The sequence below is a fragment of the Geodermatophilus sp. SYSU D01105 genome, from assembly GCF_054050095.1.
This window is the reverse complement of sequence record NZ_JBJGYR010000024.1, coordinates 1-14712: the sequence shown is the minus strand read 5'-3', so window position 1 is coordinate 14712 and position 14712 is coordinate 1. Positions and strand designations below refer to the sequence as shown.

At 74.8% G+C, this 14712-nt stretch carries 12 protein-coding genes; 10 read left to right on the top strand and 2 right to left on the bottom strand.

Annotation, left to right across the window (positions count from 1 at the left end; genetic code table 11):
* Positions 1 to 31: 31 nt before the first annotated feature.
* Positions 32 to 985 carry a S1C family serine protease gene (locus ACI79I_RS20115; protein ID WP_456994085.1) on the bottom strand — a complete coding sequence of 318 codons (954 nt, stop codon included), beginning with the start codon at positions 983 to 985 and terminating at the stop codon, positions 32 to 34.
* A gap of 103 nt (positions 986 to 1088) precedes the next feature.
* Here ACI79I_RS20115 and ACI79I_RS20110 point away from each other — a divergent pair, with 103 nt between their 5' ends.
* The 5 genes from ACI79I_RS20110 to ACI79I_RS20090 are packed head-to-tail and all read left to right on the top strand — an operon-like array spanning position 1089 to position 6987.
* Positions 1089 to 3062 (top strand): alpha-amylase family protein, encoded by a 1974-nt coding sequence (locus ACI79I_RS20110; protein WP_456994084.1) that lies wholly within the window; start codon positions 1089 to 1091, stop codon positions 3060 to 3062.
* On the top strand, positions 3059 to 4186 hold the full coding sequence (locus ACI79I_RS20105) for a carboxylate-amine ligase (protein WP_456994083.1): 1128 nt from the start codon (positions 3059 to 3061) through the stop codon (positions 4184 to 4186). Before ACI79I_RS20110 ends, ACI79I_RS20105 begins: the two co-directional genes overlap by 4 nt.
* A gap of 35 nt (positions 4187 to 4221) precedes the next feature.
* Positions 4222 to 5013 (top strand): SDR family NAD(P)-dependent oxidoreductase, encoded by a 792-nt coding sequence (locus ACI79I_RS20100; RefSeq protein WP_456994082.1) that lies wholly within the window; start codon positions 4222 to 4224, stop codon positions 5011 to 5013.
* Positions 5014 to 5017: 4 nt separating this feature from the next.
* Positions 5018 to 6301 carry an erythromycin esterase family protein gene (locus ACI79I_RS20095; RefSeq protein ID WP_456994081.1) on the top strand — a complete coding sequence of 428 codons (1284 nt, stop codon included), beginning with the start codon at positions 5018 to 5020 and terminating at the stop codon, positions 6299 to 6301.
* On the top strand, positions 6301 to 6987 hold the full coding sequence (locus tag ACI79I_RS20090; RefSeq protein ID WP_456994080.1) for an alpha/beta hydrolase: 687 nt from the start codon (positions 6301 to 6303) through the stop codon (positions 6985 to 6987). Before ACI79I_RS20095 ends, ACI79I_RS20090 begins: the two co-directional genes overlap by 1 nt.
* Before the next feature lie 60 nt (positions 6988 to 7047).
* Here ACI79I_RS20090 and ACI79I_RS20085 read toward each other — a convergent pair whose 3' ends face one another.
* Positions 7048 to 8472: an NAD(P)/FAD-dependent oxidoreductase gene (locus ACI79I_RS20085; RefSeq protein ID WP_456994079.1), complete on the bottom strand. Its 1425-nt coding sequence runs from the start codon at positions 8470 to 8472 to the stop codon at positions 7048 to 7050.
* A 120-nt stretch (positions 8473 to 8592) separates the two neighbouring features.
* Between ACI79I_RS20085 and ACI79I_RS20080 the strand changes: the two genes are divergently transcribed.
* The 5 genes from ACI79I_RS20080 to ACI79I_RS20060 all read left to right on the top strand — a co-directional run bounded on the left by ACI79I_RS20080 (position 8593) and on the right by ACI79I_RS20060 (position 14669).
* Entirely contained in the window at positions 8593 to 9306 is a 714-nt protein-coding gene (locus ACI79I_RS20080) for an alpha/beta fold hydrolase (RefSeq protein ID WP_456994078.1), read from the top strand.
* A 4-nt stretch (positions 9307 to 9310) separates the two neighbouring features.
* Entirely contained in the window at positions 9311 to 10477 is a 1167-nt protein-coding gene (locus tag ACI79I_RS20075) for an ROK family protein (protein WP_456994077.1), read from the top strand.
* A 276-nt stretch (positions 10478 to 10753) separates the two neighbouring features.
* Positions 10754 to 12310, top strand: a complete 1557-nt coding sequence (locus tag ACI79I_RS20070) for a sugar ABC transporter ATP-binding protein (protein WP_456994076.1) — start codon at positions 10754 to 10756, stop codon at positions 12308 to 12310.
* Positions 12307 to 13497: an ABC transporter permease gene (locus ACI79I_RS20065; protein WP_456994075.1), complete on the top strand. Its 1191-nt coding sequence runs from the start codon at positions 12307 to 12309 to the stop codon at positions 13495 to 13497. The genes ACI79I_RS20070 and ACI79I_RS20065 overlap by 4 nt, the downstream gene beginning before the upstream one ends.
* 119 nt (positions 13498 to 13616) lie before the next feature.
* Complete coding sequence (locus ACI79I_RS20060; RefSeq protein WP_456994074.1) at positions 13617 to 14669, top strand: substrate-binding domain-containing protein; 1053 nt, start codon at positions 13617 to 13619, stop codon at positions 14667 to 14669.
* The last annotated feature ends 43 nt before the right edge of the window (positions 14670 to 14712 follow it).

The window sequence follows — 14712 nt, the reverse complement described above, 5'->3', positions numbered from 1 at the left end:
CCGCAGGCCCCCGAACGGGGGAGGGGGACGGTCACCCGCCGGTGAGCTCCGTGGGCACCGTGATGACGTCGACCATCGCGCCCCGCCGGAACACCGTCACCGGCAGTGACCGGCCGATCGCCTCGTCGAACAGCAGCCGCTGCAGGCTCTGCGCCTCCGCGACCGGCCGCCGGCCGGCCTCCAGCACCAGGTCCCCGGCCTTGAGCCCGGCCCGGTCGGCCGGCGAGCCCGGGACGACGTCGACGATCCGCAGCCCCCGCCGGCGGCCGGTGCGCTCGGCCAGCGGCGCGGGCAGGGGCGCCGGGGTGCTGACCAGCCCCAGGTAGGCGCGGCGCACGCGGCCGTCGCGGGTCAGCGCGGCGACGATCCGCCGGGTCGTGTCGTTGATCGGCACCGCCAGCCCCAGTCCCCATCCGGCGACGGCGGTGTTGACGCCCACGACCCGGCCGGAGGAGTCGGCCAGCGCCCCGCCGGAGTTGCCCGGGTTGAGAGCCGCGTCGGTCTGGATCACGTCCTCCACCACCCGCGCCGTCCGGCCGTCGCGCGTGGGCAGGGACCGGCCCAGGCCGCTGACCACCCCGGCGGTCACCGAGCCGGCCAGGCCCAGCGGGTTGCCGACCGCGACGACCAGCTGCCCCACCCGCAGCCCGGCGGCGTCCCCGAGCTCGGCCGGCGGTGGTGTCGCCGAGCGCGCGCGGACCACGGCGAGGTCCGACAGCGGATCGGCACCGACGACGTCGACGTCGGCCTCGCTGCCGTCGCTGAAGACGGCCCGGCCGCGACGGGCCCGGCCGACGACGTGGGCGTTGGTCAGCAGCAGTCCCTCGCCGGGGACGACGACCGCCGACCCGGCGCCGCCACGCCCGTCGCCCGTGCTGACCTGCAGCGCGGCGACGTGCGGGGTCAGCTCGGCAGCCACGGCGGTGACGACGCGGGAGTAGGCGTCCAGCGCCGGTTCGGTGTCCGGGCCCGGGGCCAGGCTCATGGCGCACCTCCTGATTACCCGATTACAGCCACCAGTGAACTCCTCCGGGAGCGCGTGTGGCGGGCGTCATGCCGTGGGCGAACAGCGCCCCGATACTGGCCCGATGACGGTCTCGGCGGCCGAGCGCAGGGCAGCGGCGGCACGGTCCTGGGCGGCGCTGCGCCCGCGGGTGGCGAAGGAGGCGGTCGCCGCGCTGGGGGAGGCCGAGGGCGACGCCTTCCTGGCCCGGGCCGACCTCGCGCTCTTCGACGTCCACGAGCCGCTCGCGGAGCTGTACGGGGACGCCGCCGACGAGTTGTTCCAGCGGGCGCTGCAGGTCGTCCTGGCCGCCGCGGCGCAACGGCCCGAGGAACTGCGCCGCATCGACCGCCGCCGCGAGATCGACCCGGCGTGGTTCCAGCGTGCCCGCGTGCAGGGCTACGTCTGCTACGTCGACCGCTTCTGCGGCACCCTCGACCGGCTGCCCGACCACCTCGACCACCTCGCCGAGCTGGGCACCACCTACCTGCACCTCATGCCGCTGCTGCGGCCGCGCCCCGGCGAGAACGACGGCGGCTACGCGGTGGCCGACTACCGCGCGGTCGACCCGCGGCTGGGCACGATGGCCGACCTCGAGCGGGTCGCCGCGGCGCTGCACGAGCGGGACATGAGCCTGTGCATCGACCTCGTGCTCAACCACACCGCCCGCGAGCACCCGTGGGCGCAGGGCTGGCTGGCCGGCGACCCCGCCCGCGCCGGCTTCTACACGGTCTTCCCCGACCGCACGCTGCCCGACGCCTACGACGCCACCATCCCGGAGGTGTTCCCCGACCGGGCGCCGGGCTCGTTCAGCTGGGTGCCCGAGGCCCTCGACGGTGCCGGCGGCTGGGTGTGGACGACGTTCTGGCCCTACCAGTGGGACCTCGACTACGCCAACCCCGAGGTCACCCTGGCGATGCTCGGCGAGATCACCTGGCTGGCCAACCGCGGCGTCGACGTCTTCCGCATGGACGCCGTCCCGTTCATGTGGAAGCGGCTGGGCACCTCCTGCCAGAACCTGCCCGAGGGGCACTCCCTGCTCCAGCTGCTGCACGCGCTCACCCGGCTGGCCGCACCCGGCGTCGTCTTCAAGGCCGAGGCGATCGTGTCGCCCGACGACCTGGTGCCCTACCTCGGCGGGCACGACCGCTTCCGCCCCGAGTGCGAGCTGGCCTACCACAACTCGCTCATGGTCCTGCTGTGGAGCAGCCTGGCCACCCGCGACGTCCGGCTGGCCCGGGCGGCGCTGGGCCGGATGCGGCCGATCCCGCCGAGCGCCACATGGGTCACCTACGTCCGCGGCCACGACGACATCGGCTGGGCGGTGACCGACGAGGACGCCGCGGCCGTCGGCGCGGACGGGTTCGCCCACCGGCGCTTCCTCAACGACTTCTACGCCGGCCGCTTCCCGGGCTCCTTCGCCCGCGGGGCGCTGTTCCAGGAGAACGAGGCCACCGGTGACGCGCGCGTCTCCGGCTCGGCGGCCTCGCTGTGCGGCATCGAGCAGGCGCTGGCCGACGGGGACGAGGCCGCCCTCGAGGCCGGGATCCGGCGGCTGGTGCTGCTGTACTCGGTCGTCTACGGCTTCGGCGGCATCCCGCTGCTGTACATGGGCGACGAGCTCGCGCTGCGCAACGACACCGGCTACCTCGCCGACCCCGAGCGCGCGCCGGACAACCGCTGGATGCACCGGCCGCCGATGGACTGGGCCGCCGCCGCCCGCCGCGAGGACCCCACCACGCTCGAGGGCCGGGTCTTCGCGCGCATCCGGCGGCTGGGGGAGGCGCGCCGCTCGATCCTGGCGCTGCGCGGCGGCGTCGAGTCGGTCCTGCTGGACGCCGGCAGCGACGCGGTCCTGGCGTGGTCGCGGCGCCACCCGCGCAGCGGCACGTTCGTCGGGCTGGCCAACGTCAGCCCCGAGGCGCAGGAGGTCGACGCCGACACGGTCACCGGCTTCGGCACCTTCCCCCTGGTGCACGGCAGCGACGGCCCGCTCGAGGTCCGGGACGGGCGGCTGGTGGTCCCCGGCCTGGGCTTCGCGTGGTTCGCCGAGCCGTGACGGGCTCCCCGCCGTCGCCGGCGGCCGGCGCCACCGTCGGCGTCGAGGAGGAGTTCCACCTCGTCGACCCCGGCACCCTCGCGCTCGCCCCGGCACCCGAGGTCGCCGCCGCGGCCCTCGCCGGCACGGCGGGAGCCCACGTCCACGCCGAGATCGCGACGACCCAGCTGGAGACGGCGACCGGCGTGTGCACGACCCTCGCCGAGCTGCGCGCCCAGCTGGTCACCACGCGGACCGAGGCCGCGGCCGCGGCGGCACGCGCCGGGCTGGCGGTGCTGGCCGCCTCCACGCACCCGTTCGGCTCCTGGCGCGACCAGCCGCTCACGCCCGACCGGCGGTACGACGAGATGGTGGCCCGCTGGGCGGTGCTCGCCCGGCAGCAGGACATCTGCGGCTGCCACGTGCACGTCGGCGTCCCGGACCTGGAGACCGCCGTGGCCGTGATGGACCGCGCGCGGCCGTACCTGCCGGTGCTGCTGGCCATGACCGGCAGCTCGCCGTTCCACGACGGTGCCGACACCGGCTACGAGAGCTTCCGGACGCCGTGGTGGTCGCGCTGGCCCAACGCCGGTCCGCCCGAGCACCTGGGCAGCGCGGAGCGGTACCGGGCCGTCGTCGACGCCCTGGTGCGGGGGGACGTCATCGGCGACGCCCGGCACCTGTACTGGGACCTGCGCCCCTCGGCCCGCTACCCCACGGTCGAGTTCCGGCTCGCCGACGTGTGCACCGCGCTCGACGACGTCGTCCTGCACGCCGCCCTCGCCCGCTCGCTCGTGCGCGTGCTCGCCGGCCGGGCCGAGCGCGGCGAGCCGGTGCCCGAGGTGCGACCCGAGCTGCTCCGCGCGGCCCGCTGGCGAGCGGCGAAGGACGGCCTCGGCGGGGAGCTCTACGACCCGGTCCGCGGCGAGCCGGTGCGGGCGCGGGCCGCCGTCGACCGGCTGCTCGCCGAGCTCGCCGACGACCTCCGGGGGCACGACGAGGAGGACGAGGTCGCGCGGCTGCTGCTCCGGCTGCAGCGGCGGGGGACGTCGGCGGCCCGGCAGCGGCGGACCTGGCAGGCGACCGGTGACCTGCGCGCCGTGGCCGCGGAGCTGGTCAGGGACGGCGCGGTCGGCGACGGCTGACGCGTGGCCGTCGACGGTCCGGGTAGGGGGCACCCATGACCGGACCCCGACCGCTCGCCCTCGTCACCGGTGCCTCCAGCGGGATCGGCCTCGAACTCGCCCGCCAGTTCGCCGGCGCCGGCTTCGACCTCGTCGTCAACGCCGAGGACGCGGAGCTGACCCCCGCCGCCGAGCAGCTGCGCGCCGCCGGCACCACCGTGCAGGCCGTCCAGGCCGACCTGCGCACCGCCGCCGGCGTCGAGGCGGTCTGGGCCGCCGTCCAGGCCACCGGGCGCCCGCTGGCCGCCGCCGCGCTCAACGCCGGCGTCGGGCACGGTGGCCCGTTCGTCGAGAACGAGCTCGAGGCGGAACTCGAGATCATCGACCTGAACGTCACCTCGACGGTGCGGCTGGCCAAGCTGGTACTGCGGGACATGGTGGCCCGCAACGAGGGCCGGGTGCTGTTCACCTCGTCGATCGCCTCGACGATGCCCGGGTCGTTCCAGGCGGTCTACAACGCGTCGAAGTCGTTCGTGCAGTCCTTCGCCGAGGCGCTGGTGGAGGAGCTCGAGGACACCGGGGTCACCGTCACCTCGCTGATGCCCGGGCCCACCGACACCGAGTTCTTCGACCGCGCCGAGATGCAGGACACCAGGATCGGCGCCGGGAAGAAGGACGACCCGGCCCAGGTGGCGGAGCAGGGGTTCGAGGCGCTGATGAAGGGCGAGGACAAGGTCGTCGCCGGGTCGTTCATGACCAAGGTGCAGGGCGCCGCCAACGCCGTCATCCCCGACCGGCTCAAGAGCAAGGCGCACCGGCAGATGGCCGAGCCCGGCAGCGCGGAGTAGCGCCGTGACCGCGGGCGTCCGTGACCTCGCCCTCCCGCTGCGGGACGAGGGCGACCTCGACCCGCTGCTGGAGCGGGTCGGGGACGCCCGCATCGTGGCGATCGGCGAGGCCAGCCACGGCACGCACGAGTACTACGCCTGGCGGGCGGCGCTGACCCGCCGGCTGGTCACCGAGCGCGGCTTCGACTTCGTGGCCGTCGAGGGCGACTGGCCCGACTGCCACCGGGTCCACCGCAGCGTGACGCTGCGCCCGGACGCCGACGCCGACCCGTACGACGCCCTGGACGCGTTCTCCCGCTGGCCGACGTGGATGTGGGCCAACGACGACGTCGTCGCCTTCTGCCGCTGGCTGCGCGAGGTCAACGCCGGGCGGCCGGCCGACGCGCGGGTGGGCTTCCACGGCCTGGACGTCTACAGCCTCTGGGACTCGATGCACGAGCTCGTCGCCTGGCTGCGCGAGCACGAGCCCGAGCACGTGGACACCGCCGTGCGCGCGCTGCGCTGCTTCGAGCCCTTCGGCGAGGACGGCGCCGAGTACGCCTTCGCCAGCCGCCTCGCACCGACCACGTGCGAGCAGGCCGTCGTCGACCTGCTGCACCACCTGTGCCAGGAGCGCGGCGAGGAGAGGTTCGCCGACGACCCGGACGCCCGCTTCTCCGCCGAGCAGAACGCCGCCGTGGTCGTCGGCGCCGAGCGCTACTACCGCGCGATGGTGGGGGGCTCGGCCCAGTCGTGGAACGTCCGCGACGTGCACATGGCCGACACCCTCGACCGGCTGCTGACCCATGCCGGGGACAAGGCCGTCGTCTGGGAGCACAACACGCACGTCGGGGACGCGCGGGCCACCGACATGGCCGGTGCCGGGATGGTCAACGTCGGCCAGCTGCTGCGTGAGCGGCACGGTGCCGAGGACGTCGTCCTCGTGGGTTTCGGCGGCTACGCGGGCGGGGTGGTCGCCGGGTCGGAGTGGGGGGCGCAGATGCAGCGGCTGCCCGTCCCCGAGGCGCGGCCCGGGAGCCTGGAGGCGCTGCTGCACGCCGAGGTCGGACACGATGCGCTGTTCGTCGTCCCCCCGGGGCCGCGGGCGGCCTGGCTGGACCGCCGGCTCGACCACCGGGCGATCGGGGTGGTCTACCGGCCCGAGCGGGAGCGCTGGGGCAACTACGTGCCCACGGTGCTGGGGGAGCGCTACGACGCGTTCCTGTACCTGGACGCCACCCGGCCGCTGCAGCCCCTGCACCTCGAGCGCGCCGACGAGCACGTGCCGCCGCCGGCGCACGACGTCTGATGTCGGGGGCCCCGCGCCCGGCCGCGGACGGGCGGCTGCAGAGCCGGCCGTCGGCCTCGCTCCCCGGGTCGTCGTCGCCGGCCGGGGTGGTCGCGCTGGACCTGGGCGGGCGGCACGACGCGCTGCTGGTGGTGCCCGACGGCCCGCCCGTCGCGCGGCCGCTGCTGGTCTTCTGCCACGGCGCGGGTGGCACCGCGGCGCAGAGCCTGGCGGCGGTCGGGGACCTCGCCGCGGCCCGGGGCGTGCTCGTCGTCGCGACCACGTCGGTGGACCGGACGTGGGATCTCGTCACCGGGGGCCTGGGCCGGGACGTCGCCGTGCTCGACGCCGCCCTCGAACGGGCCTTCGCCGCGCACCCGGTGAGCCGGGTCGCCGTCGGCGGGTTCTCCGACGGTGCGTCCTACGCGCTGTCCCTCGGGCTGGCCAACGGCGACCTCCTCGACGCCGTCCTGGCCTTCTCGCCCGGCTTCGTCGCCGCTCCCGGGTTCGAGGGGCGGCCGCGCATCTGGATCTCCCACGGCACCGCCGACCGCGTGCTGCCCGTCGACCGGTGCGGCCGGCGGGTGTCCCGGCAGCTCGCCGCGGCAGGCTACGACGTCACGTACGAGGAGTTCGCCGGCGGCCACGTGGTGACCCCCGACCTGGTGACCGCCGCGCTCGACCACTGGCTGGACGGCACGCGCTGACCCCGGCCCCGTCCCGGGTCCCGCCCCGAGCCTGCGAGGGGTGGGGAGGACGGGGCCCTCTCAGGCGGACCTGCGCTCGGTGACGTCCTCGGCGGGCGCGGCGTCGTCCTTGGGGCCGCCGGTCTTGGACACCGTGAAGGCCGGGCCCAGGTGCTCCAGCGCCAGCCGGCCGTAGACCTGCTGCTGGGTGGCGACCCGCTCGGCGCGGCCGCGGCCGAGGAAGCTGACCACCCAGTGCAGCATCGTGGTGAGCCGGTTCTTGAACCCGACGATGTACATCAGGTGCACGACCAGCCACAGCACCCAGGCGATGAAGCCCTGGAACTTGAACTTCGAGATGTCGGCGACCGCGGAGAACCGGGAGATGGTCGCCATGGAGCCCTTGTCCTTGTAGCGGAACGGGCCGGCGGGCTGACGGCCCTCGAGGCGTCGCAGGATCGCGTCGGCGGCGTACCGGCCACCCTGGATGGCGACCTGCGCGACGCCGGGCAGCCGGTCGAGGCTCATCATGTCGCCGACCACGTGCACCTCGGGGTGGCCGGGCAGGGTGAGGTCGGGCTGGACGGCGACCCGGCCGGCCCGGTCGACCTCGGCGCCGGACTGCTCGCCGAGTTGGCGGCCGAGCCCGGAGGCCTGGACGCCGGCGGCCCAGATCTTGGTGGCGGCCTGGATGCGCCGGGTCTGCCCGTCGGCGTCCTTGACCTCGATGCCGTCGGCGTCGACGTTGGTCACCATCGCGCCCAGCTGCACCTCCACGCCGATCCGGTTGAGCTGGCGGCGGGCGCGGTCGCCGAGCTTCTCCCCGAACGAGGGCAGGACGGCGGGTGCGGCGTCGAGCAGGATGACCCGCGCCTTGGTCGGGTCGATGCGGCGGAAGTCGCGGTGCAGGGTGCGGTGGGCCAGCTCGGCGATCTGCCCGGCCATCTCCACGCCGGTGGGGCCCGCGCCGACGACGACGAAGGTGAGCAACCGGTCGACCTCGGCGGGGTCGGTGGCCAGCTCGGCCAGCTCGAAGGCGCCGAAGATCCGGCCGCGCAGCTCCAGGGCGTCGTCGATGCTCTTCATGCCAGGGGCGAACTCGGCGAACTGGTCGTTGCCGAAGTAGGACTGCCCGGCACCGGCGGCGACGATGAGCTCGTCGTAGGGGTGCACCGTCCGCCGGCCGAGGATGGTCGAGGTGACGGTGCGGTTGGCCAGGTCGATGTCGGTGACCTCGCCGAGGACCACCCGGGCATTCTTCTGGCCGCGCAGGATCTCGCGGGTCGGCGGGGCGATCTCGCCCTCGCTGAGGATCCCGGTGGCCACCTGGTAGAGCAGCGGCTGGAACAGGTGGTGGCTGGTCTTGCCGATCAGCGTGATGTCGACCGGGGCCTTGCGCAGCCGCTGCGCGGCGAACAGGCCACCGAACCCCGACCCGATGATGACGACCCTGGGACGGCCGGACGGGGGAGTGCCGACGGGTGCGGTCGCAGGTGATGTCGTCATGACGAATGAGTCTCCCATCCCGACGTCTCGAGGCCGTGCGCGGCCTCGAGGGATGCAGGCCACAGTCTGGCCCTACCCGTGGAGCGGCGCCTCACGCAGCGGGCCGGTAGACCGTTCGGGGTGACCTCCCCCGCAGTCCGGCCGGTGCTGGTCCCCGGGCTGGGCCTGGACGCCCGGTCCTCCGCCCGGCTGCGCCGGCTGGTCCCCGGCGACGTCGTCGTCCTGCCCGGCATGGGCCGCGCCGCGCCGGTCCCGCCCCTCGACGAGCTGGCCCGGCGGCTGCGCGACCGGCTCGGGCCCGGGCCGGTCCTGCTCGTCGGGCACTCGCAGAGCTGCCAGGTGGTGGCCGCCGCCGCGGCCGACCCGCGGGTGGCCGGGCTCGTGCTGCTCGGGCCCACCACCGACCCGCGGCTGCGGTCGGCCCCGGTGCTGGTCCGGCGGTGGCTCCGGACGGCGCTGCGCGAGCCGTGGGCCCAGGTGCCGCTGGTCCTCGCCCAGTGGTGGTCCACCGGCCCGTGGGCGATGGCCCGGCTGTGGCGGGTTGCCGCACCCGACCGGATCGACGTCCGCCTGCGCGGGGTCCGGGTGCCGGTGACCGTCGTCCGCGGCACCCGCGACCGGCTGTGCCCCGACGACTGGGCGACCGTCGTGGCGGCCGCCGCGCCGCGCGGCCGGCTGGTCGAGGTGCCCGGTGCGGCGCACATGACCGTGCAGACCCACCCCCGCGCGGTCGCCGACGTCGTGGCGGCCGCCCTCCGGGAGTGCGGCGGCCCCGGGAGGTGCCCGGGCGGCATCGGGGATGAGCGGGCTGGTGGCACGGCCGTGTCACCATGACGCCGTGGCGCACACATCTGCCTCGGCCGGCGCGCTGCTCAACCACGTGCGCACGGGCCGCGCGCGGAGCCGTGCCGAGCTGGTGGCGCTCACCGGGGCGTCGCGCAACACCGTCAGCGCGCGGGTCGACCAGCTCATCGCCGCGAACCTCCTCGAGGAGGGCGGGCGCGGGTGGAGCACCGGGGGGCGCCCGCCGACGCTGCTGCAGTTCAACAGCCGGGCCGGGTGCGTCCTGGCGGTGGACCTGGGCGTCACCAGCGTCGACGTCGCCGTCACCGACCTCTCCGCGCAGATCCTCGCGACCGCGGGCCACGCCATCGACATCGCCGAGGGCCCCGGCCGGGTGCTGGCCGAGGTGGACCGGCTCGCGCAGAAGGTGCTCGCCGAGGCCGGGCTCACCCCCGCCGAGGTGTGCGCCGTGGGCGTCGGCGTCCCCGGGCCGGTGGAGCACTCCAGCGGGCGGCCGTCCCACCCGCCGATCATGCCCGGCTGGCACGACTACCCGATCCCCAGCGCGTTCGGCCGCTACGACTGCCCCGTCTACGTCGACAACGACGTGAACGTCATGGCCCTCGGCGAGATGGGGGTCGCCGGGTCGGTCCAGGACGTGCTCGTCGTGAAGGTCGGTACCGGGATCGGCTGCGGCGTCATCGTCGACGGCCGCGTGTACCGCGGGGCGCAGGGCAGCGCCGGCGACATCGGGCACATCCACGTCGCCCAGCCCGACGGGCGCACGGTCATCTGCCGCTGTGGCCAGGAGAACTGCCTCGAGGCGATCGCCGGGGGCGGCGCGCTGCTCCGCGACGCCGTGGCCGCCGGGCTGCCGGTCAGCACGATCCGCGAGGTCGTGGAGCGCGCGGCCCAGGGCGACGGCGTGGCCCTGGAGCTGGTCCGCGACGCCGGCCGGACGATCGGCACGGTGCTCGCCGCGCTGGTCAACTTCTTCAACCCCCACCGCATCGTCATGACCGGGGGCGTGGCCCGGGCCGGCGTCCCGCTGCTGGCCGGCATCCGCGAGGCGGTGTACCGCCGGTCGATGCCGCTGGCCGCCCGGGCGCTGGAGATCACCGTCAGCGAGGCCCCCGACCTCTCCGGCCGGGTGGGCGCGGCACTCATGGCGATCGAGGGCTTCCTCGACGAGGACTCCGTCCACCAGGCCGTCACCCGCTGACCCCGCGGCCGGGGCGGGTCCCCGGCGACGCTCGGTGGCCCGGAGGGCGCGGATCCGGGCGACCCGCCCGCGCGCCGACTCTCCGGACGTTGCGGTTCGGTAACTGCCGCACGTGGCCTTGACCACACATCGGCGCTACACATAAGTTGTCGCCTGGTCCGACTAATGGTCAACGATGAGCAAAAGTCCGGGTGGTGCTGCGGTGTCCTCTCTGTCCCTGCCGGAGCTCGGGGGTCGTCCCGAGCCCGTCGCGGCCCTCCGCGCCGGAGGGCGGGCGTGACCGCGCCGCTGCTGGAGATGCGCGGCATCGTCAAGAGCTTCCCGGGGGTCCGGGCCCTCGACGGTGTCGACCTCGACGTCCGGGCGGGCGAGGTGCACTGTCTGCTCGGCCAGAACGGCGCCGGCAAGTCCACGCTGATCAAGGTCCTCGCCGGTGCGCACCAGCCCGACGCGGGCAGCATCTCCTGGCGGGGCCAGTCGGTCTCGCTGGCCACCCCGCAGGCCGCGATGTCGCTGGGCATCGCGACGATCTACCAGGAGCTCGACCTGGTGGCCGGGCTGACCGTCGCGGACAACATCTTCCTGGGCCGGGAGTTCTCCCGGTTCGGCCTCACCCGTCCCGCCGAGGGCAACCGCGCCGCCAGCGCGCTGCTCACCCGGCTCGGCCACCCGGAGATCCGGCCCACCGCCGAGGTCGGCTCCCTCCCCGCCGCCGCGCAGCAGATGGTGAGCATCGCCCGGGCCCTGTCGCAGGACGCCCGGTTGATCATCATGGACGAGCCGTCGGCGGTCCTCGACAACGAGGAGGTCGAGCGGCTGTTCCGGGTGATCCGCGACCTGCAGGCCTCCGACGTCGCCGTCGTCTACATCTCCCACCGGCTCGAGGAGATCCGCGAGATCGGTGACCGGATCACCGTGCTCAAGGACGGCCGGACGGTCGCGACCGGGCTGCCCGCCCGCGAGACGCCGACCCGCGAGGTCATCACCCTGATGACCGGCCGCACCATCGAGTACGTCTTCCCCACCCGGGAGGAGCAGCCGCACACCGACGAGCCGCCGCTGCTCGAGGTCGAGGGGCTGGGCCTGCGCGGCTCCTTCCACGACGTCTCCTTCCGGGTCCGCCCCGGCGAGATCGTCGGCCTGGCCGGGCTGGTCGGCTCCGGGCGCTCGGAGATCCTCGAGACCGTCTTCGGCGCCCGCACCGCCACCAGCGGCACCGTGCGGGTCGCCGGCCGGCGGCTGCGTCCCGGCGACGTCGGGGGAGCGGTCGCGGCCGGCGTGGGGCTCGCGCCCGAGGAGCGCAAGAGCCAGGCGCTGCTGCTCGGCGAGTCGGTCTACCGCAACATCAGCATCTCCAGCCTGGCCCGGTTCGCCCGCGCGGGCTTCCTCTCGGGTGCGGCGGAGAAGGACGCCGCGCGCCGCCAGGTGGAGTCCCTGGAGGTGCGGCCGGCCGACGTCGACCGCGAGGTCCGCACGCTGTCCGGCGGCAACCAGCAGAAGGTCGTCCTGGCCCGCTGGCTGCTGCGCGACTGCCGGGTGCTGCTGCTCGACGAGCCCACCCGCGGCGTGGACGTCGGCGCCCGGTCGGAGATCTACGCGCTGGTCCGGGAGCTGGCCGACCGCGGTGTCGCGGTGGTCGTCGTCTCCAGCGAGATCCCGGAGGTCCTCGGGCTGGCCGACCGGGTCCTGGTCGTCGCCGAGGGGGCGGTCGTGGCCGAGCAGCCGGCCGCAGAGCTCGACGAGCACCGCGTGCTCGACCTGGTCATGGAGGGGATCGGCCACCGAGGTGCCCCCCTTCCCGGAACGATGCAGCACGAAGGGGACGTGGCATGAGCGGGAGCACCACCGCGACGACGGGGGGAGCGGCCGGCGCGGCCGCGGACCCGACGGCGCGCGGCCGGAACGGCGGGGGAGGGGCGGCGAGCTTCATGTCCGGCCCGGTCGGCCGGAACCTCGGCCTGGTCGTGGCGCTGGCGATCCTGTGCGTCGTCGGCGTCCTCACCGCCGGTGAGCGGTTCGCCGACGTCGACAACCTGCTGACCATCCTGCGGCTGGCCGCGGTCATCGGCGTGGTGAGCATCGGGATGACCTTCGTGATCATCGGTGGCGGCATCGACCTGTCCGTGGGTGCCCTCGTCGCCCTGGCCTCGGTGTGGGCCACCACGCTGGCCACCCAGCAGATGGCCGAGGACTTCCACTGGATCGTCATGGTCTTCACGGCGGTCGTGGTCGGTGCGGTCGCCGGGCTGGTCAACGGCCTGGTCATCGCCTACGGCAAGCTGGCCGCCTTCATCGCCACCCTCGCGATGCTCGCGGCGGCCCGCGGGCTGGCGGAGATCATCGCCAACCGGCGGACGCAGATCATCCAGGACCGCGACTTCCTCGCGTTCTTCTCCGGCAGCGTCCTCGGCATCCCGACCCTGGTGATCATCTTCGCGCTGGTCGCCGTCGCCGGGTGGGTGCTGCTCAACCGCACCACCTTCGGCCGGCGCACCTTCGCCGTCGGCGGCAACGCGGAGGCCGCGCGGCTGGCCGGCATCCGGGTGCAGCGGCACACCGTCAAGCTCTACGTCCTGTCCGGTATCACCTGCGGCATCGCGGCGGTGATGATCATGGCGCGGACGACGACCGGCAGCTCCACCCACGGCACGCTCTACGAGCTGGACGCGATCGCCGCGGTGGTCATCGGCGGCACCCTGCTCATCGGCGGGCGCGGCACGATCGTCGGCACCGTCCTCGGCGTGCTGATCTTCACCACGCTCGGCAACGTCTTCACGCTGAACAACCTGTCCAGCTCGGCGCAGGCCGTGGCTCGCGGCGTGATCATCGTCGCCGCCGTCCTGCTCCAGCAGCGGCTGGCCACCGGCGGGTTCAGCTTCCGCCGGCCCTCCGCCGGACATCCGCCGTCCGGCGGCCCGGCCGTCCAGGGCTCGCCCGCGGGGGCGGTGTCCGGCGGCACCAGCGGGGACGGCGGACCCGGTGGCGCCCGCCCCGGCGGCGCGGAGCGCTCCCAGACCTGACCGGCGCGCCGCGCGCGCACCGGTCGGCACCACCCCGCCGGGCCCCGGCCCGCTGGGCGCACCACCACGTGACAGACGACCTGGCACTCCGAGCCAGGGAGGCACATCGAGGAGAGAACATGTCTGCAGCGAGGCAGCGTCCGTTCCGCCGCCTGACGTACACCGCGGTCGCACTCATGAGCGCCGGCGCCCTCGTGGCCGGCTGCACCAGCAACACCCCGGAGAGCTCCGGGGCAGAGGGCGGCAACAACGCCGCGAGCGACAACGACGAGGCCGGCGAGACCGTCCGCATCGGCTTCTCCGCGCCGGCCGCCGACCACGGCTGGATGGCCGGCATCAGCCAGGCCGCCCAGGCCGAGGCCGACCGCTTCGAGGACGTCGAGCTCAGCATCGCCGAGGGCACCAACGACGTCAGCACCCAGATCAGCCAGGTCGAGACCTTCATCAACGAGGGCGTCGACGCCATCGTGCTGCTGCCCTTCGACGGCGCGGCGCTGACCCCCGTGGCGCTGCGGGCCATGGAGGCGGGCATCCCGGTCATCAACGTCGACCGCGAGTTCAACAGCCCGTTCGCCGCCCGGGCCACCGTCCTCGGCGACAACTACGGCATGGGTGTCTCGGCCGGCCAGTACGTCTGCGAGCAGTTGGGTGACCAGCCCGACGCGGTCGTCGCCGAGATCGCCGGCATCGACTCGCTGCCGCTGACCCAGGACCGCAGCCAGGGCTTCGCCGACGCGCTGGCCGAGTGCGGCCTCAACGTCGACAACCGCGTGGCCGCGGACTTCACCGTCGAGGGCGGCGAGGAGGCCGCGGCCAACCTGCTGCAGGCGGCGCCGCAGATCGACGCGATCTGGAACCACGACGACGACCAGGGCGTCGGTGTCCTGGCCGCCATCACCAACGCCGGCCGCAGCGAGTTCGTCATGGTCGGCGGGGCCGGCTCGGCCAACGCGATGCGCGAGATCCAGTCCGGCGACTCGGTGCTCCAGGCGACCGTCATCTACCCGCACACCCAGGCCGCCGACGGCATCGCGCTCGCCCGGCTGATCGCGCAGGGCAAGAGCATGTCCGACCTCACGTCCCAGGGCGTGCCGCAGCGGATCGTGCTCGACGCCCCGGTCGTCACCGCCGAGAACGTCGACCAGTACATCGACGCCGCCTTCGAGTCCTGACCGCTGCCGCGGGGTCGCCGGAGCCCGGTGCTCCGGCGACCCC

What these genes read in the sequence shown, in the direction of transcription:
- ACI79I_RS20115 (WP_456994085.1), bottom strand. Translation starts at nt 985, where the DNA reads ATGAGCCTGGCCCCGGGCCCGGACACCGAACCGGCGCTGGACGCCTAC.
- ACI79I_RS20110 (WP_456994084.1), top strand. Translation starts at nt 1,089, where the DNA reads ATGACGGTCTCGGCGGCCGAGCGCAGGGCAGCGGCGGCACGGTCCTGG.
- ACI79I_RS20100 (WP_456994082.1), top strand. Translation starts at nt 4,222, where the DNA reads ATGACCGGACCCCGACCGCTCGCCCTCGTCACCGGTGCCTCCAGCGGG.
- ACI79I_RS20090 (WP_456994080.1), top strand. Translation starts at nt 6,301, where the DNA reads ATGTCGGGGGCCCCGCGCCCGGCCGCGGACGGGCGGCTGCAGAGCCGG.
- ACI79I_RS20085 (WP_456994079.1), bottom strand. Translation starts at nt 8,472, where the DNA reads ATGACGACATCACCTGCGACCGCACCCGTCGGCACTCCCCCGTCCGGC.
- ACI79I_RS20065 (WP_456994075.1), top strand. Translation starts at nt 12,307, where the DNA reads ATGAGCGGGAGCACCACCGCGACGACGGGGGGAGCGGCCGGCGCGGCC.
- ACI79I_RS20060 (WP_456994074.1), top strand. Translation starts at nt 13,617, where the DNA reads ATGTCTGCAGCGAGGCAGCGTCCGTTCCGCCGCCTGACGTACACCGCG.